The sequence below is a fragment of the Nostoc sp. UHCC 0870 genome (genome assembly GCF_022063185.1).
Lineage (GTDB): Bacteria > Cyanobacteriota > Cyanobacteriia > Cyanobacteriales > Nostocaceae > Trichormus.
Genome location: NZ_CP091913.1, coordinates 2,505,973 through 2,529,995, shown reverse-complemented (window position 1 = coordinate 2,529,995; position 24,023 = coordinate 2,505,973). Strand labels below are relative to the sequence as shown.

The 24,023-nt window shown below is 41.7% G+C and carries 24 protein-coding genes; 12 read left to right on the top strand and 12 right to left on the bottom strand.

Translation table 11 applies throughout. The features are described from left to right. Nucleotides 1-73 precede the first annotated feature (73 nt). From L6494_RS11020 to L6494_RS11000, 5 genes are all read left to right on the top strand, one after another. Nucleotides 74-826: an alpha/beta fold hydrolase gene (locus L6494_RS11020; RefSeq protein ID WP_237994732.1), complete on the top strand. Its 753-nt coding sequence runs from the start codon at nucleotides 74-76 to the stop codon at nucleotides 824-826. A 437-nt stretch (nucleotides 827-1,263) separates the two neighbouring features. Next, complete coding sequence (locus tag L6494_RS11015) at nucleotides 1,264-2,298, top strand: chlorophyll a/b binding light-harvesting protein (protein ID WP_237994730.1); 1,035 nt, start codon at nucleotides 1,264-1,266, stop codon at nucleotides 2,296-2,298. Between the two features lie 181 nt (nucleotides 2,299-2,479). Continuing rightward, a complete protein-coding gene (locus L6494_RS11010) occupies nucleotides 2,480-3,445 on the top strand; it encodes a chlorophyll a/b binding light-harvesting protein (RefSeq protein WP_237994728.1) in 966 nt (321 codons plus the stop codon). A gap of 90 nt (nucleotides 3,446-3,535) precedes the next feature. Beyond that, on the top strand, nucleotides 3,536-3,817 hold the full coding sequence (locus L6494_RS11005; RefSeq protein WP_237994726.1) for a hypothetical protein: 282 nt from the start codon (nucleotides 3,536-3,538) through the stop codon (nucleotides 3,815-3,817). 106 nt (nucleotides 3,818-3,923) lie between these two features. Beyond that, a complete protein-coding gene (locus L6494_RS11000) occupies nucleotides 3,924-4,160 on the top strand; it encodes a DUF7219 family protein (RefSeq protein WP_190709779.1) in 237 nt (78 codons plus the stop codon). A 323-nt stretch (nucleotides 4,161-4,483) separates the two neighbouring features. Here L6494_RS11000 and L6494_RS10995 read toward each other — a convergent pair whose 3' ends face one another. After that, nucleotides 4,484-5,350 (bottom strand): DMT family transporter, encoded by an 867-nt coding sequence (locus tag L6494_RS10995; RefSeq protein ID WP_237994724.1) that lies wholly within the window; start codon nucleotides 5,348-5,350, stop codon nucleotides 4,484-4,486. A 276-nt stretch (nucleotides 5,351-5,626) separates the two neighbouring features. On the opposite strand from L6494_RS10995, the gene L6494_RS10990 reads away from it, so the two are divergent. Continuing rightward, complete coding sequence (locus L6494_RS10990) at nucleotides 5,627-5,974, top strand: hypothetical protein (protein ID WP_237995964.1); 348 nt, start codon at nucleotides 5,627-5,629, stop codon at nucleotides 5,972-5,974. Nucleotides 5,975-6,436: 462 nt separating this feature from the next. Here L6494_RS10990 and L6494_RS10985 read toward each other — a convergent pair whose 3' ends face one another. Beyond that, on the bottom strand, nucleotides 6,437-6,943 hold the full coding sequence (locus L6494_RS10985) for a hypothetical protein (protein ID WP_237994722.1): 507 nt from the start codon (nucleotides 6,941-6,943) through the stop codon (nucleotides 6,437-6,439). Between the two features lie 520 nt (nucleotides 6,944-7,463). Between L6494_RS10985 and L6494_RS10980 the strand changes: the two genes are divergently transcribed. Beyond that, nucleotides 7,464-7,751 (top strand): hypothetical protein, encoded by a 288-nt coding sequence (locus L6494_RS10980; RefSeq protein WP_237994720.1) that lies wholly within the window; start codon nucleotides 7,464-7,466, stop codon nucleotides 7,749-7,751. Between the two features lie 365 nt (nucleotides 7,752-8,116). Continuing rightward, the gene (locus tag L6494_RS10975) at nucleotides 8,117-8,491 is read left to right on the top strand and encodes a hypothetical protein (RefSeq protein ID WP_237994717.1); all 375 of its coding nucleotides are present in this window, start codon (nucleotides 8,117-8,119) and stop codon (nucleotides 8,489-8,491) included. A 224-nt stretch (nucleotides 8,492-8,715) separates the two neighbouring features. Here L6494_RS10975 and L6494_RS10970 read toward each other — a convergent pair whose 3' ends face one another. Genes L6494_RS10970 through L6494_RS10960 form a run of 3 tightly spaced genes read right to left on the bottom strand, consistent with a single transcriptional unit; the run spans nucleotide 8,716 to nucleotide 12,886 of the window. Beyond that, nucleotides 8,716-9,639, bottom strand: coding sequence for a lysylphosphatidylglycerol synthase transmembrane domain-containing protein (locus L6494_RS10970; protein ID WP_237994715.1), 924 nt, complete (start codon nucleotides 9,637-9,639; stop codon nucleotides 8,716-8,718). 13 nt (nucleotides 9,640-9,652) lie between these two features. Next, entirely contained in the window at nucleotides 9,653-11,845 is a 2,193-nt protein-coding gene (locus L6494_RS10965) for a pentapeptide repeat-containing protein (protein WP_237994713.1), read from the bottom strand. 36 nt (nucleotides 11,846-11,881) lie between these two features. Further along, nucleotides 11,882-12,886: a zinc-dependent alcohol dehydrogenase family protein gene (locus tag L6494_RS10960; RefSeq protein ID WP_237994711.1), complete on the bottom strand. Its 1,005-nt coding sequence runs from the start codon at nucleotides 12,884-12,886 to the stop codon at nucleotides 11,882-11,884. Between the two features lie 568 nt (nucleotides 12,887-13,454). On the opposite strand from L6494_RS10960, the gene nadC reads away from it, so the two are divergent. After that, nucleotides 13,455-14,318 (top strand): carboxylating nicotinate-nucleotide diphosphorylase, encoded by an 864-nt coding sequence (nadC, locus tag L6494_RS10955; protein WP_237994709.1) that lies wholly within the window; start codon nucleotides 13,455-13,457, stop codon nucleotides 14,316-14,318. Between the two features lie 5 nt (nucleotides 14,319-14,323). On the opposite strand, the gene L6494_RS10950 is transcribed toward nadC, so the two are convergent. Together L6494_RS10950 and ureC are read right to left on the bottom strand one after the other, a co-directional pair. After that, on the bottom strand, nucleotides 14,324-14,563 hold the full coding sequence (locus L6494_RS10950) for a hypothetical protein (protein ID WP_237994707.1): 240 nt from the start codon (nucleotides 14,561-14,563) through the stop codon (nucleotides 14,324-14,326). 163 nt (nucleotides 14,564-14,726) lie between these two features. After that, nucleotides 14,727-16,433, bottom strand: coding sequence for an urease subunit alpha (gene ureC, locus L6494_RS10945; protein WP_237994705.1), 1,707 nt, complete (start codon nucleotides 16,431-16,433; stop codon nucleotides 14,727-14,729). Between the two features lie 79 nt (nucleotides 16,434-16,512). On the opposite strand from ureC, the gene L6494_RS10940 reads away from it, so the two are divergent. Further along, nucleotides 16,513-16,890: a GxxExxY protein gene (locus L6494_RS10940; protein ID WP_237994703.1), complete on the top strand. Its 378-nt coding sequence runs from the start codon at nucleotides 16,513-16,515 to the stop codon at nucleotides 16,888-16,890. 39 nt (nucleotides 16,891-16,929) lie between these two features. On the opposite strand, the gene L6494_RS10935 is transcribed toward L6494_RS10940, so the two are convergent. The 3 genes from L6494_RS10935 to L6494_RS10925 all read right to left on the bottom strand — a co-directional run bounded on the left by L6494_RS10935 (nucleotide 16,930) and on the right by L6494_RS10925 (nucleotide 18,995). After that, the gene (locus tag L6494_RS10935; RefSeq protein ID WP_237995962.1) at nucleotides 16,930-17,235 is read right to left on the bottom strand and encodes an urease subunit beta; all 306 of its coding nucleotides are present in this window, start codon (nucleotides 17,233-17,235) and stop codon (nucleotides 16,930-16,932) included. 46 nt (nucleotides 17,236-17,281) lie between these two features. Then, nucleotides 17,282-18,160 carry an SDR family oxidoreductase gene (locus tag L6494_RS10930; RefSeq protein WP_237994701.1) on the bottom strand — a complete coding sequence of 293 codons (879 nt, stop codon included), beginning with the start codon at nucleotides 18,158-18,160 and terminating at the stop codon, nucleotides 17,282-17,284. Nucleotides 18,161-18,251: 91 nt separating this feature from the next. Then, nucleotides 18,252-18,995, bottom strand: a complete 744-nt coding sequence (locus L6494_RS10925; protein WP_237994698.1) for a tetratricopeptide repeat protein — start codon at nucleotides 18,993-18,995, stop codon at nucleotides 18,252-18,254. A 319-nt stretch (nucleotides 18,996-19,314) separates the two neighbouring features. Here L6494_RS10925 and L6494_RS10920 point away from each other — a divergent pair, with 319 nt between their 5' ends. Further along, nucleotides 19,315-20,670 carry a pentapeptide repeat-containing protein gene (locus L6494_RS10920; RefSeq protein ID WP_237994696.1) on the top strand — a complete coding sequence of 452 codons (1,356 nt, stop codon included), beginning with the start codon at nucleotides 19,315-19,317 and terminating at the stop codon, nucleotides 20,668-20,670. A 91-nt stretch (nucleotides 20,671-20,761) separates the two neighbouring features. Here L6494_RS10920 and map read toward each other — a convergent pair whose 3' ends face one another. Beyond that, nucleotides 20,762-21,532, bottom strand: coding sequence for a type I methionyl aminopeptidase (map, locus tag L6494_RS10915; RefSeq protein WP_237994694.1), 771 nt, complete (start codon nucleotides 21,530-21,532; stop codon nucleotides 20,762-20,764). 12 nt (nucleotides 21,533-21,544) lie between these two features. Then, on the bottom strand, nucleotides 21,545-22,540 hold the full coding sequence (locus tag L6494_RS10910; protein ID WP_442946994.1) for a Gfo/Idh/MocA family protein: 996 nt from the start codon (nucleotides 22,538-22,540) through the stop codon (nucleotides 21,545-21,547). A gap of 477 nt (nucleotides 22,541-23,017) precedes the next feature. Between L6494_RS10910 and L6494_RS10905 the strand changes: the two genes are divergently transcribed. Then, nucleotides 23,018-23,311 carry a ferredoxin gene (locus L6494_RS10905; RefSeq protein WP_237994692.1) on the top strand — a complete coding sequence of 98 codons (294 nt, stop codon included), beginning with the start codon at nucleotides 23,018-23,020 and terminating at the stop codon, nucleotides 23,309-23,311. Nucleotides 23,312-24,023: the final 712 nt, after the last annotated feature.

The window sequence follows — 24,023 nt, the reverse complement described above, 5'->3', positions numbered from 1 at the left end:
GCTAAGTTTGAAAGCAATCTGTATGTATTTGTGGTTTTTAAATCTGCTTAATTTCTGAGGTTTTAGAGTTTTTATGTCTGATGATATTGATGTTCTTTGGATCAGTTCTAGTTCTGTATTACAGCGTTTTGATAAACCATTGCTCCAATATATATCGCAATATGTGAATGTAGCTCAGTGGGAATATCGTCATGGTAAGGATGAAGGTGGCTCGATAGATGAGGCTGTGGGTTTGCTAGAGGAATATTTATCACAGTATTCTCAGCCGGTGCATTTAGCTGGTCATGGTGCGGGTGGTGCGATCGCTTTAACTTTGGCGCGGTGGTATCCTGAAAAAGTGCGATCGCTATCTCTATTGGCTGTGGCCTCTCAACCTGCAAATACTTGGCACGTCCACTATTATCTGCAAAGACAAGCATTTAGTATGAGTCGTGAGCAGGTGTTAGCTAGTAGTGTTCGTCATCTCTTTGGTGAGCAACCACATAATACTACTAAAAAGTTAATGGCAGTCTTAGATAGAGATTTAGAACAATCTCCCCTATTACATTCTCTTTTTAAGTTGACTAAGTTACCTAAAGGTGGGGTTTCTATGCCGATGATGGTATGTGGTAGCAAGAATGATCCCATTGTAAATTCACAAGTATTAAAAGACTGGTTGAAAGGGTTTAAGGCTGAAGATAATCTCTGGGAGTGTCCCAAAGGGCATCATTTTTTTCACTACTTCTATCCTCAACAAGTCGGCGAGGAACTGTTGAGCTTTTGGCAACCATATCATCTAAAATCAATACCCAAAGCTCAATTAGTTCACCAAAATTCGACAAATTAACAAGTATTTTTTAGGGGCGCATCTACACCCCTATTAAACCAATTCGCAATTCGCAATTACGTTTTGTATTAGCGTAGCGGTAGCGAGTCCGCAAGCGTCCAGGGATTTAGACCCCCACATAAAACGCGCTGCCTATAGAGGCTCTTTACTTAAACCCCCAAAGGTGGTTAATTTTTATGTAACTTTTTAACAGCGACAAAATTAGTTATCGTCGTCTATTTTTTGCTGCAAAATTCATCCTTATTTATAATTATTAAGTTTTGTTAAAAGTAGGTGTAATTAAGAATTATTTTCAATAGAGTAGATTTGTAATCACCAATGTTGGCAAGTTAACTTCAATTATTTGAACTATTGGCTTTTGTTCACAACTTTTACCCGTTGAAGTTAATGAGCCATTACTTGAGTATTTCTATCAACAAATATAAACGAGCTAACCAATGCAGACATACGATAATCCCAACGTCAAATTTGATTGGTGGGTTGGTAATGCCCGCTTCGCCGACCTCTCTGGCTTATTTATCGGCGCACACGTAGCACAAGCCGCACTGACAACTCTTTGGGCAGGTGCATTTACATGGTTTGAAATCTCTCGCTACAACCCTGATATCCCGATGGGCGACCAAGGACTAATCTTGTTACCCCATTTAGCTACTTTAGGTTTTGGTGTCGGTGCAGGTGGTCAAGTAGTAGATACTTACCCTTACTTCGTGATTGGAGCTTTACATTTAATCTCTTCTGCCGTCCTCGGAGCAGGTGCGCTCTTTCATACCTTTAAAGGGCCACGCAACTTAAAAAACAGTGCTGGTTTTGCTCGTAAATTTCACTTTGAATGGGATGATTCCAAACAGCTAGGTTTAATTTTAGGGCATCACCTCCTTTTTCTAGGCATAGCTGCCTTATTGCTAGTAGGAAAAGCTATGTTTTGGGGAGGACTATACGACTCGACAATTCACGATGTCAGACTAGTCACAAACCCTACCCTCAACCCCTTTGTTATCTATGGCTATCAAACTCACTTTGCCACTGTTAACAATCTAGAGGATTTGATTGGTGGTCATATCTATGTGGGTTTAATCCTGATTGGTGGCGGTATTTGGCACATCGTCAAAGAGCCTTTACCTTGGGCGAAAAAGCTCTTAATCTTTTCAGGTGAAGCGATTCTTTCCTACTCTTTGGGTGGTATTGCCTTAGCTGGGTTTGTTGCAGCTTATTTCTGTGCGGTCAATACCTTAGCTTATCCCGTGGAATTCTATGGTGCGCCCTTAGAACTCAAATTAGGTGTAACTCCCTATTTTGCCGATACAGTCAAGTTAGCTAATGGCGGCTACAGTGCTAGAGCATGGTTAGCTAATGCCCACTTCTTCTTAGCTTTCTTCTTCCTCCAAGGTCATCTCTGGCACGCGCTACGAGCCATTGGTGTTGACTTTAGACAAATCGAAAGGTCATTAAATACGATTAGCAGTGCTGAGTAATGAGTGCTGAGTGCTGAGTGTTGAGTGCTGAGTGTTGAGTAATGAGTGCTGAGTAATGAGTGCTGAGTTGGTATTGCCCACTATCTGATTCGCTAACTCAGCACTTTTCTAGAGAGACTTCGTATTACATAGCCTTTCCTTGGGGCTGACTTGAAAATCTAAAATCTCAAATTGTATAACTGTGGCAATTTCTACTGATAGAACTTTTGCAGCCAATACAGAATTACCTTGGTTGGTTGGTAATGCTCGTTTAACTGATTTGTCAGGCCAATTATTAGGCGCACATATTGCCCATGCAGGCTTGATTATGTTTTGGGTAGGGACAACTACCATATCAGAAGTTATTCGCTTTGTTCCTGATGTACCAATTTATCAACAGAGCTTGATTTTATTACCGCACTTAGCAAATTTAGGTTGGGGTGTCGGTGCAGGTGGTCAAGTAGTTGATACTTATCCCTATTTTGTTATTGGTGTTTTGCATTTAGTTGCATCTGCTGTGTTGGGTGCAGGTGGGTTATTTCATGTTTTTCGCGCTCCGGCAATTTTATATAATGCCGGTGGTAGAGTAGCTAAATTTCACTATGAATGGAATGACCCTAAACAATTGAGTTTAATTTTAGGACATCACCTAATTATTCTGGGTTTAGGTGCATTCTTACTAGTGCTAAAAGCTATGTTTTTCGGCGGCATTTATGACACTCATTTAGGAGATGTGCGCCTGATAACTACGCCCACTCTCAACCCAATGACAATTTTTAGCTACTTAGTTGGGTTTAAAGATAACCACTGGACTCCTTTAGGAATAGCCAGTGTTGACAATCTAGAAGATGTCATCGGTGGTCATATTTGGATTGGTTGCATTCTAATTGTGGGGGGTGTATGGCATATTATCGTACAACCCTTTGCTTGGGTCAGACGAATTTTACCAATAGAAAATGGTGAAGAAATTCTGTCTTACAGCTTGCTTGGTTTAGCTTTGATGGCTTGGATTTCTGCGAGTTTTGTAGGATATAACACTACTGTTTTTCCACCTGAACTTTACGGTACAGAACGTTTAGGTATGGCAAACATTCAATTTTTTCTAGGGATATTAGCATTCTTAGGTTATGTTTGGCACGCCTGGAGGGCGCGTAATATTTCCTTCTAATATCACTCATCTCAAGTTCCTTATTGCCTGCGGTTAAAAGCAGTTAACTGTAGGCAATTTCTTAAAATTTACAGTGGAGTATCAATCGGAATGACTACAATTATTTGTGCCTTATCCGCTTGGGCAATCATGATTTTATTGCTTTGGAGTATTTGGACAACTCTCCAAACAGGGATAAGTTTTTTGTGGAAGTTACATCAAGTGCCTTGTCATAATTGTGAGTATTTCACTAATGACTACCGTCTGAAATGTACTGTTAATCCAACTAGAGCTTGTTCTGATCAGGCTATTGGTTGTATTGATTTTGAACCTAAAACGGCTGCTTGTAATGCTTGTCAGAAGGGGAGAACCTGGAAAATTGAAAGAGGATGATTACAGTATGATTGAAAACCTTTGAAATATATCAATATATTTGGAATTGCGTAATTATCAGATGCTTGAAAACTGAAATTTTCAATCTAATTTCTCTTGAATTCCTATGAATACCAACTCTGATTTCCTGTCTGATTTATGTGATTTCCTCTATCCTCGTAGTCCCTATTATGGTCAATTTAAACCAGAATATTTGGTTTTCAATGCAAGTCTTCAAGAATTTTCGCAAAGAGTAAACTACATTTGTAGTCTACAAACTGGGGGGAAGATTTCTCCAGAAGAAGCTTACCAACAAATTCATGTACTTTGGAAAGAGTTAAAACGGGCGAAAAAGGCACTATAGATAACAATTCAAAATTCAAAATTCAAAATGACGCTCTCTACGAGACGCTGCGCGTTAGCGGAGCTTTCGCTTTAGCGATACGCGGACTCGCTCTAAGCGAAGCTATGCCGCAGGCTTTACGCTGCGCTAACAAAATTAAAGACAGTTGGAGTTAGGGATTTAAACCCCAACTCAACTGATACTACGTGTAGACGTAGGGGTCTTAAACCCTTGAATTTACGATAAGCTAATTTATATTTCAGGTGGTTTAAGTTTTTTCGGTGCTTCTGCTATTCAAGCAGTTATCAGCACAAAAAACTGATTATGTCGTTGGGAATCCCAACTCATTTAAGGTAGAATAACAATCCAATACCGACGATCGCAATAATCACGCCGGCGATCGCTCTCCAACTCACTTTTTCACCCATACACATACCTATGGGGATAACAAATAACGGACTTGTCTGTAACAGCGTTGAAGCAATTCCCGCAGCCGTTAATTTAATGGCTGTCTGTTGTAGCCAAATTCCTAAGTATGTGCCGCAAAAAGCTGCAAAGCAAGTAACAAAAATCACTCTTCCTGATTGCCAGTAGGGATAGGACAGTTCTTGGTTTTTCCTACCGAACCACACCCATAGCAAAAGAATTAACTCGGCTGCACTTAACCGCAACAAAGCTGCCCATAAAGGTGTCACATTCCCCGCAGCAAAAGCACCGCGAGAGATAACTGTAGCAATAGCATTTGTCATGGCTGCCAATAAACCAAAGCCAATACCTGTCCATAGGTGCGCCGGGGAATCATCACCATTACCTGGAACTCTTTCTGTAACTACCCAAGCTACTCCCAGGATAGTTAGTATAATCCCACACCACGCCCTGATATTAAGCTGTTCTTGGAGAATAATATTAGCGGCGATCGCTGTCATGGGCGGTGCAAGCGTTCCTATAAGTAAAACACGCCGCGCCCCTAAATAATTTATCGCTGCCAAAAAAGCTGTATCACCCCAGCTAATACCGACAACCCCACTCAAACACAGCAGAAAAATCGGCATTGGGTCAGAAAGGGGTAAGGATTCTCTAGTGAATAGGATAGTCAGCACTAAAAAGGCGATCGCTACTATCCCCTTGGTCAAATTCAGCTTTAGCGGCGGAATTCTTTGCCCCACAATCCCATATACCACTGAAGCTATAGCCCATAAGCAAGCAGCCAATAAAGCGGCTACTTCCCCTTTACCATTAGTAATTATAAAAATTAAAGAATTATTAAAAATTCAATATCTCCCCAAATTTATGACCGAAACTCTTTAATAATACATCAAATAATTACATAAAAAATTAGCACTCAAACCTAACAAGTGCTAATTTCTCAAGAAACCTTAATACCTAATAAATAGGTAAATAGTCTAAATTTCCCAGGTGATAGTTAGGTAGTTTTGTTTGCATAAGCTATGTCTTCCATACAACTAATTAACTATTGGGAGAAATGGATGAAATTTACTTTTGATCTTGTCGGCGTGTCTCCAGTTTGGCAATTTTTCCATCACCAACAGCAAAGCCTGCAAAAACCACAACCTCAAGCGATAGAATATTTATCTACCCATAAATGTACCCTCGACGCATTGCTAGAATGCGTAGAACCAGTTCCCATAAAATGGGGTTGGAATACTGAGCAAGTGATAGATACTGTCGTGCAATTCTGGTTAAATAACTCAGAAACTATAAATTATTGGAAAGTACGTTTAACTGATGCTGGTAATGACAATATTCTCGTTGCTAGGCTAGCAGATATTACGGCTTTGCAAGCTGAGTTTGAATCTTTACTAGGCAAGAATTAGAAGTCTTCTTAGCATAGCGGGGCTTATGCCCCTACTTGCTAATTTTACGGTGTTGACGTACTCCCCTGATTAAAAATCAAGGGGATTCTTAAAGGATGTTCCGTTCGCGTAGCGTTCCGAAGGAAGCAAAGGCTAAAGCCCTTGCTCTCCACCTTTTTCCTGCTTCTTAGACCCTTAACTAGACACTCAACCTTGGTTTTATGCCCCCGTCAGACCGTCTCCACAGGCAATTTAATTTATCCTCCACGATGCGTCCCACCGCCGAGCATCCTCATCGCGAACCTTGCGGCTACGTTTTTGCCCTTGGAGTCCAGTGATGGATATCCTGCATGGGTCGTCACCCCTACGACTGGATGCTTTATTTTAACATTAGCCGCAGACTAAAGTCTGGGGCTAGCTTTCATCCCCCGGCTAAAAGCCGGAGGTTCTCAGCATAGTTCCCGATAGATTAGACTCAAGAGCCTATTTTTTGAGTTTTTGTGAGAAATCAGGGTTATCTGGTGACTCTAAAGCCTGATCTAATACTTTCCTAGCGTGTTCTGCTTTGGTGCGTGCGTCTTGGTAACGTAAATTAGCTTGAGCAAAATTCTTGAGAACCTTAAAACCATCTTTGAGGCGAGCAATTTCTTCTTCTGCTACTGATTCGTCTGAAAAGAGAACATCAAGAGCTTTACGAATTTCTAATGCTTCAGTGCGTGATTCTTGTACTTTTAATTTCAGTGTAGCCAGGTTGCTGAGAACTTGGACTGCTTGGGTGATGGCATCTTCACCACCTGTAGAATCAGTTGTAGGCTCTTTCACTTCTATTAATTGTTGCGGGCCAAATCCTTCTTCTAGTTCTGTAGGGAGTTGACCAGCATTCATCAGTTCCATTAACTGATCCATTGCTTTGTCACGGGCTTTGGCAGAATCTTTCCCTGCAACAGTGAGGATAATTTCTGGGCTTTGAGCGAGAGTATACTGAACCATATTGCAGATAGAAAATTTGCTGATGAACCCTGCCTAGAAACAATATTTTAACATCAAACACTGGAAAGCAGATCAAAGTCCATGTCATCACTAATATCTTTGAAAAGGTAAATACAGCAAAATCAGCGTCCCAGCACATATAGCGTTTAAGTTACAAGAACCCCACCCCCAACCCCCTCCCCGCAGGCAAGGAGAGGGGGCTATGATATATCTCATGTGATAGGAAACGCTATATCTGTCCCATTGGTTTTTAAAAAATCTAAGTAACTTAACCCTAGAAGCAGTATTGATTTAACTTTTGGGTTGAGATGAATTCAAGTATAATTACAGTTTCAGATTTTTTCGGAATTCGCATAGTATTTATCTGACCAAAAAATAGCAGATTTTTATCAGTATAATTGTCTACAAACGCATATAAATATTGCTTTTAAATACTCTGTTTTTTTCTATTAAATACATTGTTTAATAACTTCATCCCGGTTATCGTGATAAACATCAAAAAGCTTCAGGAGTAATCGCAATGCACCAAATACAATTAACATTAGTGATTAGTTATCTGTTGATGAGTTGTTACTTTTTCACTAACTGGCTACAGTTCTCTTTGCGTCAATCTCATGCTTCCCCTGAAGATAAATTCTTATCTTTTGTGATGTTCTTAATCACTACTATTTTCTGGCCGGTGATTGTTCCTCTGTCTTTGATAGAAGTTTTTCAGACCCGTAAACTAGAACCTAGCACTATAATTCCCGTTATTTTGGCAATGTTTGCTTTTAGTATTTCTTACTTAATATCTGAATTATCTGCATAAGTATCACAATTGACAATTAGACAGGATGAAATCCTTGTTAGGTACAATTGAATTGTGCCTATGTTATTTTTGGAATCGCCCAAAATCAACTAGGGTAAGACTTTGAGATGTGGATGGATAGGATGATGACTAGTAAGAATAAGCTAAATATCACGAAATACTAAAGAATATTTACTTTTGTAGAGTAATTGCTAAAGAAATATAAGGAAAATGAGACAGCAGGGAAACTCAACTATATAACCAGTTGTAAGGGAGTGAACGGATATCAATAGAGATTATGTTTCTACCTGATGTAACTGACAAATTAATTAAAGTTTTTGAGTTTACGTCAGTCTATTAATCCTTTGCAATTAGGGCGAAAATCTATGAAGCAACCATATCTATCTCCCGACGATTTGCCCACACATAAAACTACACTCATAAGTGAAATATTACTCAGTCAACTAGAAGAAGTAACAAAAACAAGGTTCTATTTAACTTGTAGGCATTCGGTACGTATTTTGTTATCCAGTTGTCACTGGTATTTTAAAGTTAATAGTGGCATTCTGATGTTAGTCATGGTATGCCATGATATTGAAAGTTATCAAAATGTTATGATGAATGTTTCGTATTTGGCTAGCAAATTAAAACTGTTTGCAAACCACGCCAAAATTAGTATTAGTTCTCCAGTGAATCAAGGTATGCCTTGGGTCATTGGCATCAATCAAATATTGTCTGGGGACGATTCTCCTAGCACCTAAGAGGGGTATGGGGTATCATCAGTGAACAGTGAACAGTTATCAAGTGACTGGTAACTGATATGGCGTTTCTCGATTGAGTGAGGTACAAGAACCCCACCCCCAACCCCCTCCCCGCTAGCGAGGAGAGGGGGCTATCACATATCTCATTTGATTAGGAAACGCTATAAGTGATAACTGATAACTGATAACTGATAACTAATGATGCCCCATGCCCATAATAATGGCTACTTAGCAAGGCGTTCATCGAAATAGGACAAGCCTGCACCAATAGTTTCAGCTACGATACTGATGAGACGATATAGGGCGATCGCACTAATGACCGCCGCCGAGGGAAAACGATGTTGTAAAAGTGCGATCGCTGTGGCTTCAAAGACTCCCAATCCCCCAGGCGCACCGGGAACTATAAACCCCAATAACCAAGCAAAACTAAAAGCACCCAACAATAAAGGAATTTGACTCAGATTCAAGGGTATGATCGCAAATACAGTTAAGACAAAACCCATACCCCGCAGTCCTAAAAATCCTATCTCTCCTAACATTGGTCTGAGGGGATAGCGTCGAATCTGAAAATTAGGGGTTGGCTGAGTGCTAGATTTCTTAGCTTTTAATTTGTACAACAAGCCAATGACTGGGTTTAAAAATCGGGGATGCACTGCACCAAGTATGATTACCAAACTTAGTATTTGTAACCCTTTTAGCGTCAAGGTAGTGTTACTAGCTGCAAATTGATTGCCAAATAAAACAACAAAAATTAAAGCCGCCGCCGCCATCAGTAAGGGTTCTAGCAAAACGCTGAGGGTGGCTGCACCAGGTACAACATTGGCATTTTTCGCCGCTACAATTCTCCCATAGTGATGCCACACATTACCCGGCAAATACTTAGCAAGGTTGGTTTTAAGATAAACTTGGATAAATTGGATAGATGGTACAGGTTGTTTTAACTCTTGGAGAACCCAAGTCCAAATCCAACCAGCCCAAATATGCGCTAGTAAAGTGACCCCAGTCGCGATCGCCAAAATTGACCATCCCGCTTCATCAATGCGAATAGCTGTCACCTCTAACCAATGATTCTTTAAGGTATTACCGACAAAAACTAGTGTCGCCCCTAAAATTAACCAACGTAAAATTTTCTTTAGTTTAATAGTCATTTAATCTTAATTATTATTTGAGATAAATCAATAAGTTCAAGCCAGGAATAGTGCGGGAGAGTGTCCATAAAACCAGGGTGATGTAAAGTATCCCTAAACTCCACTGATACCAAGCAAGGGTAGAAATAATCCCCGGTAGGTGTTCATCTCGGAGGCGAATATCGTTAAAACCTAACCTGACTAGGTTGTTCAGGCTAAAGTCGTAGTAGTTCAGCCAATTCCAACGGCGATCGCACAATAGGTGCATATATCGTTCCCGAAATACTTGATTTCTGGGAATCACGGGTAAACGACCAATTAATAATCGCAACTGTCGAAATGTTCCATCTTCGGTTAAGTAAGAAACATTCATTAAGTCGTGATAGCGTCCTTGTTTGTAAAGACAGATAAGTAAAAGCAAGGGTATGGGGACGATAATTATTCCCAGACATCCTAGAGTTAGCCAAGGTTGGGCAGCATTGCGGAAGATGGCTAATAAACTAAAGAAGGTTAAACCACTAAAACTAATGAAGATAGCAACCGTTTCGTAGTAGGTGGGAATGATGGGGACGGGATGTAAACGACGATAGCGATCTACTAGCCAAAATAATACACCAAAATAAGCGATCGCTACTCCCCCCACACCAAAGACTAGCCAAAAGTTTGTCCCATAGCCGCTTAAGAGTAATAATACACTCAATGCTAACCAAGCCCAAGCTTCTAGCAACCAACTACCAATAGCCAGGGGTTCGGAAACGATCAGGCGATCGCTAAGTTGGTTATAGGTGGCTAAATCAATGTCTACTAAGGTTAATAGTTCGTTGCTGTTGCGAAATGGTTTGATGATTCGGCGTTGGGCGATCGCTTCTGCTTGAATGTTAGAAAAACCCAGTCTCATCAAACTGACTACAGGTGCATTATTAATATTAATCCCTAATAACTTACGGCTTAATTCTTGCAATCTTAATTGTTGCTTGGTGTACTCTATTTGGTTAGCATCAGTGACTTGCTGTTGTTGACGGAAATTCTGCCCCAAATTTCGCAACACATTTTGATTGCCTTGTAAAGTGGGGACACTAAACATTTTGCCAATCTGCCCAGGATTCCCTAAGATTTTGGCTTGATTAGAATTAAAAGTGATTCCAGGGACATTTAAAAATGCTTCCTTGGCAAATAACGCATCACTAAAATCAGCTTGGTTGAGAATACTAGCATTCTGCAAATTTACAGGTTGATTAAACAGCACTTCTCGAAAGATGACAGCTTGTTCAAAGGTTGCTTCTATTAAAAATAGGAACTGATTAAAACTATCTTTCGTAAACTGTGCTTGATTTGTAAACCGCGCATCAGAAAAATCAGCATTTCCTTGCCATTGGATATTATTAAACTTAGCTAATTGTTTAAAATTAGCTTGATTGAAATTGGCGTTTTTCTGAAAAAGGCTACCTTGAAAATCAGCATTTTCGAGAAACTGGGTTTGTTTAAAATTAGCTTTATCAAAAAAAATACTACTGTGAAAATCATCCGTTTTGCGGAAACTGGAATTATAAAAACTTACAGGACGGCTAAATCTAGTTTCACTCCAGTTAGTAGGTTGGAGAAAAATAGCATTTTGAGCATCTACAGATTGGAGAAAAAATGTATTAGGAAATTTCACTTCCCCATTAAAGCGAGTTTGGGTGAATGTCAAAGCACCACGAAAAACAGTCACTTCGCTAGATGCTGTTGATTGAGTATCTAACAGCGATCGACAATCTTTAGAGTTGATCAAAGTCACCGTTAAAGATTGTAAACAAACCAAGCGTAACTGTTCTAATTGTGCTTGCTCAGTGGCAGTAAAAATAGGAGCAATAGCTTGGGCGTATAAAGGCGTTCTTAAACCCAAATCACTGCCAATAAAATCACCTTGAACTAGAGCAAAACTCAAGTCTAATCCTAAAGGTTTTGCCCCTGTTTTTTGCAGTTCTTTTCGTAGAAGTTGATAAAAAGCATCACGAAAACCAGCATTTTCAGGACGCAAATCAATTACCATCTGTCGCAAGTCTACAGTTAAATTACCTTCCCGGAGGCTTGGTGTACGTAGTCGCTCTTGCAACAATTCTAAAGTTAATGGTGTACGTTCTAGTTGTGTTGGTACTGCCCATACTGGTAGGGGTATTAATAATACTAACAACGCACACAAAATAATTAGTAAACTAGCTTGTCTCCACCATAAGGCATCAGGCATTAGTTATTAGTCATTAGTTATCGTAGATTCAAGGCTTTAATCATTACTGATCAGCAAAACAATTTTACCCACAATCCCACCCTCTTCCAGTAACTGATGAGCTTTTGCGGCTGCTTCTAAGGGAAACTTGTGGCTGACATGAATTTTTAATTTACCTTGATCAATCCAGTCGGCGCACTCTGCTAAAATTTCTCCGTGGTGCTGTTGTGCTTCGACCAAGCCTAGTAACATCGGTGTCAGCATTAACTCAAAACCGATGCGGAGGTTGCGATTTCTGGCACTTCTCCAAACAGTATCGGCTTTGGGTTCGAGAATGGTAACGATATCGCCATATATTCGCACCGCAGGGAAGGTTTGATGAAAAGTTTCACCGCCGACGGTATCAAAAGCTAAGTCTACACCTTCGCCGTTACTCCAATCTAAGGCAGCTTGGGCAAAATCTGTTTGTTTATAGAAAATCACATGATCAGCACCAAGTTGTCTGACAAAACGCGCCTTTTCTTCAGAACTAACGGTAGTAGAGACAGTCGCGCCTTTAAGTTTTGCCAGTTGAATCGCCACATGGCCAACCCCACCAGCACCTGCATGAATTAAAACTTTATCCCCAGGTTCTAATCTTCCCCGTTCATATAAAGCTTCCCAAGCGGTGATTAAGACTAGAGGCGCGGCTGCGGCTTCAGCAAAGGTTAAGGACTCTGGTTTATGGGCTGCAAAGCGTTCATCTATAATAGTGTACTCAGCATAATTACCTGGATGTCCGCCTAAGCCACCATTGCAGAAATAAACTGCATCACCTGGATGAAAGCGTTTTACGCCGTCGCCTACTGCTTCCACTACACCCGCGCCATCACACCCTAAAATGGCAGGCATTTGATCGGGGTAAAAAGTACCTCGTTGTCGTAGTTTAGTATCAATGGGGTTAACCCCAGCCGCTACCAAGCGAACTAACAAGTCTGTACTACCTAATGCAGTAGGTTTTGGCACTTCCTGTAATTGCAGGACTTCTGGACTACCTGCGGCTGTCATTAAAACTGCTTTCACGATTGTTTCTCCGAGTTGAAACTAGATGCACACTTAGTTTGTAGTCAGGACTTCAGTCCTTGCAATGTTAAGGACTAAAGTCCTTACTACGAACCTTCAAAACTAACTTGATAGACCACTACGACGATTTTCCGCCTAGGCTACTCAATTGTCAAAAAAAACCGCGAAACTATTATGATGTTATAGTTTCACGGTTTTTAGTGTGGTGTGAGGAGTTTAACTAAATATCATGATAGAGTAACTGACTAGTGACGAGACGCTCGTAACAGTTTTGGTAACAAGATTTTTTTGTAAAGATAATAATAATTTTTTGTAAGCCTCTACCTAGCCCAGCTAAGGTACTATAGCGGTTCTCGCTTTAGTGAGGTATGAGAACCCCACCCCCAACCCCCTCCCCGCAAGCAAGGAGGGGGCTATGATATAACCTCATGTGATTAAGTAAGAAACGCTATAGCAACATATAAAAGAAACACTACTTACTACTTCTCTCTTCGCTGTCACCTGTCACCTGTCCCCTGTCCCCTGTCCCCTGTCCCCTGTCACCTGTCCCCTGTCCCCTATTCCCTACATGAACCATTTAAATGCCGTCCTACCCCCATTTATTGTCTTAGATCAGCTATTGCAAAGCTGGTTATTAGAAGATATTGGTAGAGGCGATCGCACTACAAATAGTCTATTAGCCGCAGATGTCACTCCAGGTAAGGCACAATGGATAGCAAAAGCACCAGGAATAATCGCTGGTTTACCTGTAGCAGCTAGGGTATTTCAACTATTGAATGAGAAAGTTAATTTTGTAGTGGCTGCTGATGAAGGTGCATTCTGTGAACCAGGACAATTAGTAGCGGAAATTCACGGTTCATTGGATGCGTTGCTGATGGGGGAACGGGTGGCGTTGAACTTAGGGATGCGCTTGAGTGGAATTGCTACCTTAACTAATCAATATGTAAAACAAATTGCCGATTTACCTGCACAGTTAGTAGATACTCGCAAAACCACACCAGGATTAAGACTGTTAGAAAAGTACGCGACTGCTGTGGGTGGTGCAATTAATCACCGCATGGGGTTAGATGATGCAGTGATGATTAAAGATAACCATATTGCGGCGGCTGGGGGAATTGCAGAAGCCATCACCCGGATTCGTGCCAAAATTCCCTATCCTTTGACAATAGAGGTAGAAACGGAAAATTTAGCACAGGTGAAAGAAGCTTTGCAGCATCAAGCCGACATTATTATGTTAGATAATATGCCCTTAGATATGATGCGGGAAGCAGTGGAGTTAATTCGTCAACAGGATAAACGGGTAAAAATAGAAGCCTCTGGGAATGTAACCTTAGAAACTATTCGCGCTGTTGCTGAGACAGGTGTTGACTATATTTCCAGCAGTGCGCCGATTACCCAATCGAAGTGGTTAGATTTGAGTATGAAAATGTGATAATTTCATCCTCCAGTAGTAAGATGATCCAATACTTGCTGAAATTCTGTAGTTGATGAAATTGCGATCGCGCTTTTCAGCAGTGTCTTCAGCAACGATGGATCATTAATGCTATTGATAGCTTCAACAATAGAGTTTGGCACTTCTCCAAATCTGGTTTCTAAAATAGCAATCAAATTCTCTCTACCCATTTGAACAATCCCTTCTTCTTTTGCTAGCCGTTCAATACTGGTTACGTACCGCATTCTCTGTACCTCCTCGTAACTTCTGACTTCCATTTTAAAATCTAATGCCAATTCCCTTGGCAAAACCATCACCCAGTCAGTCGCTGCGCTCCAATTCAAAATTCAAAATGACGCTCGCGGACTCGCTAACGCTGCGCTAACAAAATTTAAAAAAGGTCATGGACTAAAACAAAAAGTATCTTTGCGCCATTGGTAAAACGGTGGCGGGTTCACAGGTCAACAATTCGCCATCAGCTTTGACTTCATAGGTTTCTGGATCTACTTCTATATGAGGTAAAGCATCATTTAACTTCATATCCTGTTTAGTTAATTGACGTGTTCCAGAAACCGCTACGGCTGATTTCTTTAAACCCAACTGGCTAGGAATTTCTCTGGCTAAAGCTGCTTGAGAAACAAAGGTTAAAGATGTGGCGTGTTTCGCACCTGCAAAACTACCAAACATCGGTCGCATATGGACAGGTTGGGGTGTGGGAATACTGGCGTTAGCATCTCCCATCTGTGACCATGCAATCATCCCGCCTTTAATGACTATCTCTGGTTTCACACCAAAAAATGCTGGTCGCCACAAGCATAAATCTGCAAGTTTACCTGCTTCTACCGAACCGACATACTCAGCAATACCATGTGTAATTGCAGGATTAATAGTGTATTTTGCAACATATCTTTTAGCCCGCAGATTATCTGCTTCTCCATCACCCGCGAGGCTTCCCCGTTGTACCTTCATTTTGTGGGCTGTTTGCCAAGTGCGAATTATTACTTCACCTACCCTTCCCATTGCTTGCGAATCGGATGCAATCATGCTAAACGCGCCTAAGTCGTGCAGAATATCTTCGGCGGCGATGGTTTCCCGACGAATGCGGGACTCTGCAAAGGCGACATCTTCAGGGATGCTGGGGTCGAGGTGATGACATACCATCAACATATCTAGGTGTTCATCTAAGGTGTTGAGGGTATAGGGACGGGTGGGGTTGGTGGAAGATGGGAGGACGTTGAGTTCACCGCAGACTTTGATGATATCTGGTGCGTGTCCACCGCCTGCGCCTTCTGTGTGGTAAGTGTGAATGACACGATGTTTAAAGGCGGCGATGGTATCTTCGACAAATCCGGCTTCGTTGAGGGTGTCGGTGTGAATCGCCACTTGCACATCATATTCATCGGCGACACTGAGACAAGTATCAATGGTAGCGGGGGTAGTTCCCCAGTCTTCATGTAGCTTTAACCCCATTGCACCGGCTAAAACTTGTTCAACTAAGCCTTGGGGTTGGCTGGTGTTTCCCTTACCTAAAAAGCCTAAGTTCATGGGGAAAGCATCAGCCGCTTGTAGCATTCGGTAAATATTCCAGGGGCCGGGGGTGCAGGTGGTGGCGTTTGTTCCTGTCGCGGGGCCTGTACCACCGCCAATCATGGTAGTGATACCGGAGGCGATCGCAACTTCAATCTGCTGGGGACAGATAAAATGAATATGGCTATCAATTCCGCCAGCCGTGAGAATCATTCCTTCCCCGGCTAAGGCTTCTGTACCTGGGCCGATAATAATATCTATATTGTCTTGAATATATGGATTACCGGCTTTCCCAATTTTGAATATCTTACCGTCTTTAATGCCGATGTCTGCTTTGACTATTCCCCACCAATCGAGAATCAAAGCATTGGTAATGACTAAATCTACTGCACCATCAGCATTGGAAATAGGGGATTGTCCCATCCCATCGCGGATGACTTTACCGCCGCCAAATTTTACTTCGTCGCCGTAGGTAGTAAAATCTTGTTCTACTTGTATAAATAATTCTGTGTCAGCTAGACGGATGCGATCGCCTACTGTGGGGCCGTAGGTTTCTGCGTAGGCGCGGCGAGATATTTTGTAAGGCATATTACATTTTTTGGAAGTGGGGTTAGAATTGAGTTTAAACGCAAAGGAGCGCGGAGGGAAGCGCAGAGGGGCGCGGAGTATGGATGAGAATGATTTGAGTGGGATGATTATTGGGTGTGGAATGAGGGTGCATACGGCATTGGGTCCTGGGTTGTTGGAGTCGGCTTATGAGGAGTGTTTGTGTTATGAATTGCAGCAGCAAGGATTTAGAGTTGGTAGGCAAATTTCATTACCCCTTGTGTATAAAGAGGTGCAATTAGATTGCGCCTATCGTTTGGATTTGATAGTCGAAAATAAAGTAGTGATTGAAGTCAAATCTGTAGAATCTCTCAAACCCATCCACGCGGTACAACTTCTCACGTACCTGAAACTTACCCACTGTAAACTCGGACTCCTCCTTAACTTTAACGTCCTCCACCTCAAAGAAGGCATCAAACGCGTAGCCAACAAACTCTAACTCCGCGCACCTCTGCGTAAACCTCCGCGCCCCTTTGCGTTATAATTTCCCATTCACCTTCCCATTAAACCCATAAACCTGACGACTCCCAACTAAAGGAACTAAACTCACCTCCTTCTCATCCCCCGGTTCAAACCGCACTGCTGTTCCGGCTGGAATATCTAACCGCATTCCCAACGCTTGTTCCCGATCAAAATTAAGCGCATTATTCACCTCATAAAAATGAAAATGTGAACCCACTTGAATCGGGCGATCGCCTGTATTCCCTACGCACAATTTCACAGCTTGACGACCAGCATTAAGTTCAATTTCTCCGGCAGGTGTGATAATTTCCCCTGGTATCATCATAGTATTTGCAATGGTATTACTTGATAGTTAATTTTATCCGAAATCAAGATATCAGCAAAGCTAATTCCTCTAACTCTTCTTTGATAGACCGAGGCTGATACCCCAAAATAAAAGCTTTAGAACTATCTAAAGATACATCTGCGGGTCTTGGTGCTGCCATTTGCACATCTTGTTGACGACAACCTTTAAGTCCAATTGCCGGAAGTTGAAAAACATCTACCAAAAGCCGCCCAAAATCATAGCGAGAAATTCTTTCTTTTCCGCCTAAATGAATAATACCATTAACTTTTGCTAATGCTAATAACAATCCCTGTACCGCAGTTTTAGCACTGGTTGGTGTGCGAAATTCGTCGATGAATAAATTTAGTTCTTTTCTCTGGTTTAAAATTTCAATAAATGGCTGAATAAAACTTTTAGCTGTGGGGGTAGCATTACCAAACATTAATGGCATCCGACAGACTGCTGTCATGGGATAGCGTTCTAACATTTGTATTTCTGCTAATACTTTTTGCTCACCATAAATATTAACAGGACACACCGCATCTGTTTCTTTATAAGGAGCATTTAATCCATCAAAAACTAAGTCGGTTGATGTGAAAACACAGGGAATAGCATAATCTGCACAAAGTCCCGCAATATTACTAGATGCTGTCACATTAATTAAGTGTGATTCTTCGGGATGGATTTGGCAAAAGTTTGGTTGCGATCGCGCTGCTGTATGAATGACTGCATCCGGTTGAATTTCCCTAAATGCCTGCTGCAATTCAGCAAAATCTGTTAAGTTTAATTTAATTAAGTTAATACCAGAAATTTCTATATTATGGTAATAATAAGTTCCATAAACTTGCCAATTTTGTTTAGCTATTTGGCAAAGATGCCATCCCAAAAAACCACTTACTCCCGTTATTAAAAGTTTTTTCATTGGAAAGAGGTGAGTAATGAGTAATGAGTAATGAGTAATGAGTAATGTATTTTTCTCCCCCTGATCCCCCTGCTCCCCCTGCTCGTCTTACCTACTGCATCAATTCCTGAAATTGCTTATTACTACGCACTTTATCAAAATCTGGGTCAATTTTTGCTAACGATTGGTACTTACCAGCATCAAGTTGTATAGCTTTTTGCAAATTTGCAGTGGCTAATTCTACATTGCTTTGTAAGGCATAGGTACAAGCTTGATTGTAATAGACTTCTGGTTTATCGGGTTTGATGGCGATCGCTTGATCATAAGACTTTAACGCTTCTTGATAACGTTGCAGCTTTGTCAGGGAAATTCCGCGATTAATCCAAGCTGCGGCTTTCTTTGGTGCGAGGGCGATCGCTTTGTCGTATGCTGCTACTGCACCTTGATAATTTTGCAAGGTCATTAACACGTTACCTCGGTTATACCAAGCTTCATCTTTTTCTGGCTGGAGGGCGATCGCTTTGTCGTAGGATGAGAGGGCATCTTTATACTTTTGCAACGATGCTAGGGCGTTACCCCGATTAATCCAAATATCTGCACTTTCTGGTTTAATGGCGATCGCTTGCTCATACATCGCTATAGCATCTTGATAGCGTTGTGCATCTGATAATTTATTACCTTCAATAAATAATTGTTCTGCTTTTTGGCTATCCTTCGCTTCTGTAAATAGCCGGGAAACATTAATCTTTTTGACTACTTCCCTGGTCTTTGCTGTTGATGAGTTTATCCCATTACTACAGCCAAACATCAAAACAGTAATAAAACCAGAGGCAACCAAGCTGCGCCAAAAGACCATGCTGTAACCACAGAACTCATAAAACAATGTTAAAACTACCCATCTTTCCTAATCGTATTCACTATCACGAATCTTTTTAGATAGTTTTGTATATGTTTTAACAGTTTAGTTTGCTTTGAAGGATTTGTAAAAAATGTTCAATAATATTAACATATTTTGTTGAGAAAATCAAATTTTAGTAGCGATGGCGTAACCGCCCAGCGTAGCTGATCGCAATTGTGATGCCAATTTCCTCTGTCAAAATCCCCCCATGTTGTATATATGGTGAATTTTTCATGGACAGTTGGGTAATTGAGACTACTGGGGCAAAATAGAAAACATGACGACTGAATCTAATTCCCCCAAACCACCAACCCCAAAATCTATACCTGAAAATGAATCGCAACCAGATGACTTTGATGGTGCGAGAGCAGGTAAAAATCAACTCACACCGGGAACACTAGCTGCACAACAAGCTTTAGCGGCGATTTCGTCTTTGCAATCACCGCAAAATACAGCCGCCTTGCAACAAGCCCGTTCTAGTTTCTCAACCACCCCGAAACCTCAATTAAAAGTTAAGCCGAGAGCATTGTTAATGACTGTAGTAGCGATCGCTATTACTTTTCTCGGCTTTGTCCTCAATAACTGGCTCATCGGTATGGTGGGGACGTTGGGGACGTTGCTGTTATCTTTGGTGATACTCTTCCCTTGGTTGCAATATGTCGTCAACTCGTGGTTTTATGGTCAAGATAAAACCATATTTATCGGCTCGGTAGGGCTAATAGTCTCACTCATCGGTGGTTTGAAGTTTACCGGAATAGGCGATCGCTTACTGCTGTGGGGACGGCGAATCAATTGGGATGCGTCGGGAACTCTGGCGGAGTGGTTTGGGGCTTTGGGTCAAATTCTGATTGCGATCGTTGCTGTTTACGTGGCGTGGCGACAATATGTAATTTCCAAAGACTTGACAATTCAGCAAAACTTGTTAACTGTTCAGCAAAATATTATTACCCAACAACAAACCATTGATTCCTACTTCCAAGGTGTTTCTGATTTGGTGTTAGATGAAGAAGGATTATTAGAAGATTGGCCGCAAGAAAGAGCGATCGCCGAAGGTCGGACGGCGGCAATTTTTAGTAGTGTCGATGGTAGTGGTAAAGCTAAAATTCTGCGTTTTTTGTCCCGTTCTAAGTTACTCACACCCCTAAAACGCGATCGCCGTCTAGGTAGAGCCATTCTCAACGGCGTTGGCGGCTACGCAGAAGACCGCTTAGAGGGTGTACGCGTCATTGATTTAGGTGTGATGTTAGCCGCCGCCGACCTTGCGGGTACAGATTTACGTTGGACTGACCTGAGTGAAGCCAATCTTGTTCGCGCTAACCTGAGTGGTTGTGATTTAGTTAAAGCCAACCTCGCTCGTACCATCTTATATGATGCCAATCTCAGAGGGGCTGACTTAAATGGGGTGCGCCTATTTTACGGTACATTGGCACAAGCATCACCTCGCAGTCGCACTGAACCACCAGACTATGAAACAGGAGAATACACTGGTGCGGTGGTCGAAAATGCTGATTTTAGCGATGTTCAAAGAATGCCTGAGTCCGTTCGTTATTACTGCTGCGCTTGGGGTGGAGAAAAAACCAGAAATACAATTCCTGGCGGTTGTGAAGGTATCCCTAATCACTTAGGAAGATAATTTGGTAATATTTATTGAGTGAAGTAATGGGTATTTACTCATTACTCATTACTCATTACTCATTACTCATTACTCATTACTCATTACTCATTTAATCACCGTCGGGGCGAGTGAGGATTTCTACGCCGTCTTCTGTAACTACTATGGTATGTTCAAACTGGGCGGATAATTTGCGATCGCGTGTTACAGCCGTCCAACCATCATTGAGCATCTCGACTTCGTAAGTGCCTTCGTTAATCATTGGCTCAATTGTAAATACCATCCCCGGACGCAAACGCTTACCTTTGTCCCGTATACCGTAGTGGGGAACATCTGGTGCAGTGTGGAAAATATGGCTGATACCATGTCCCACAAAATCACGCACCACAGAAAAGCCTTCTCCCTCAGCATACTCTTGAATAGCTGCGCCAATATCACCAATCCGCGCCCCTGGTTTGACTTCCGCAATGCCTAAGTAGAGACACTTTTGGGTTACTTCTACCAGATGTTGTACTTTTGGCGCAGCAGTGCCAACAATAAAAGTCTTGGATGTGTCACCGTGATAACCATCAACAATCGGTGTCACATCAATGTTAATAATGTCACCTTCTTTGAGAACCTGTTTAGCGTTGGGAATCCCATGACAAATGACTTCATTGACGCTGGTACAAATTGATTTAGGAAAGCCTTTGTAATTTAGGGGTGCGCTTTTTGCTCCGTGTGCTTGTGTCCAGCGTTCAGCTTCATCATTAAGTTCGAGGGTGGTGACTCCTGGTTTTACCAATGGTTCTAGATGCTGCAAAAGTTTAGCCGCCAAGCGTCCCGCCTGCCGCATTTTGTCGATTTCGCGTTGGGATAAAATAACAATTATCTCAGTTTTCATTTTGGATCTAATTTATTTATCTGTAAGAAATATAGTTAAACCAGTCTCTGCGGCTCTTTTTGCAGCATCGGCAACTTTTAGAGTATACAAGCTTTCCTCTGGGGTGACGTACAAAGGTGTGCCATGAAATAAATGATCTAACACCATTGTTGTATCTTTGGCAAATAGACCCCGACGAGTTCCCATCTCTATGGGTGTAGTTTCCCCAGCTTGAATGACAAATCCTGTTTCCCCATCAAAAATTAAACCCCCACTTTCACCATGAACTTCAAACTTTCGTTCATGCTGCCACAAAGTTTCACCTTTGCCGTAAATAACTTGCGCTAGCAAGCCACTTTCAAAGGCAATTTGCGTCATGCAGAAGCAGGTTTGGTAATAGTCTGAGTCTGCTTTTGTTTCCCAATATCGTTGATGACAGTTAATTGAGAAAACCTCACCAAACAAATTCGTGAGACGATGCAACCGAGAAAGTGCGCCAATCAAGGGAAACCCGAACATTTCGTGATGATATGTCCATTTGCGGGGTGCAGGGTTTTGGGGATTAATCGTACTGTAGCGCACGTAAAATAAATGACCAACTTTCTCTAAGTTTTGTCTTAAAGCTTGATGCAGTCCGCCTAAAAGTTCAATATGCTCGACGTGGAGTAATTTTTTTTGAGCTTTGGCTAAAGCTACCAATTCCTCAGCTACCGTCAAATCCACAGCTAGGGGATATTCTACCACTACGTGTTTATTGGCCAATAGTGCCGCACGAGCGATCGCACCATGATCGCGATTAATTGTGGAGATCACTACTAAATCTATATCATCTCGTTCTACCAAATTTTGCCAAGAAGGGTTGGCGGAGCTTAACGAAGTTATCGCTTCAGTCTGGTAGTCTTTGGCAAAGGTTTGAGTTCTTTCTAATGTATTCCCCGCAACTGCAACTAAATCTGAACGTTCATCTTGCAGTAGAGCCTCTGCCCGTAGTTTTGCTGCATATCCAGTACCAACTAAGCCAACGCGCACTATTGCTTATCCCAATGCTGCCTTTGCATTATACCTAAGTACAGGGGACAGGGGACAGGTGATAGGGGACAGGGGACAGGGGACAGGTGACAGGGGACAGGGGACAGGTGATAGGGGACAGGTGACAGGGGACAGGGAAGCAGGGGGGCAGAAGTTCTTCAATTTTGACCCTTCACTTCGTTCGAGGGCAAGATTTTGAATTTTGAATTTTGAATTTATATGCCCAATGCCCACAACATATAGTTTTTACTGATGTTAACGATATAGAATCTCTAAAAGTATAAAAAAAACTTATTGTTATCTAATAACCAAATCTCATTTCTAATCGTGGGGGATTTCTTGTTACATACTTTAATTTTTCCCGTAGTATCAGAATTGAAGCAAATTTTAAATAACGGCTAATTCCATCAGGGCAGCCGTAAGGATTGCTTTGGGATAAATTAAATACTGCCGTCCGCAAAAGAGAGGATTACTCAAATGGCAACTTACAAAGTTACACTCGTTACCCCCGACGGTTCAAACACCATCGATGTACCCGATGATGAATACATTCTAGACGCAGCTGAAGAGGCAGGTCTTGATTTACCCTTCTCCTGCCGTGCTGGTGCTTGTTCTACCTGTGCAGGTAAATTGGTTTCTGGTACAGTAGACCAGTCCGATCAATCTTTCTTAGATGACGATCAAATCACAGCTGGATATGTACTCACCTGTGTTGCATATCCTACTTCTGATCTCACCATCGAAACCAACAAAGAAGAAGACCTCTACTAAGAGATTAGAAAAGACAAAAAATTAAAGGGGTTCAGTAGCTTCTCTAGGAGACGCTAAGTGTTAAGCGGAAGCTCCGCCGCAGGCTTTACGCTCCAATTCAAAATTAAAAATTCAAAATTCAAGATAATCAGTGGGGACTTGTAGCTTGCTTGCTGTAAGCTACCCGCCACTGATTTTAGACCACTGAATCTTCTCTAGGAGACGCTGCGCGAATGATTCAGTGGGGGTTTTTCCCAAGAATTGATTAATTTTAAATTATTCTGATTCTTCATTTTGAATTTTGAATTTTGCATTTTGAATTCAAAAAGATAATTATAAGGGGAATGCTGAAAACCCGTGAGAAGCAGGACACGCAGGTGTCCGAACTTCGTACTTCTCCCAAGGGGAGACGCTGCGCGAACAGGCACGGGATGAAAGCTTCTTTATTGCCTTTAGGCTTAAGTCAATTTTGTTGATGAACATGGTAAAATACTCTAATCAGTACAAGATTTAAAAACCTACCCCCGGACTGGGGGAAAGTCTACGCCCGAAAAACCTTGAGGAGATATCACTACGCCCTACTGGGCAAACGTGGTGAGCCTGGGAATCTGTGCAAACAGAATATTAAGGCTGTGAGGTCTTAAGAATCTCCGTACCTTTAGGTCGGAGAGTGTCAATCTGAATTCTGACTCCTTTGTTTTTAGAGGACGTTTGAAAAGTCTGTTTCTTTGTC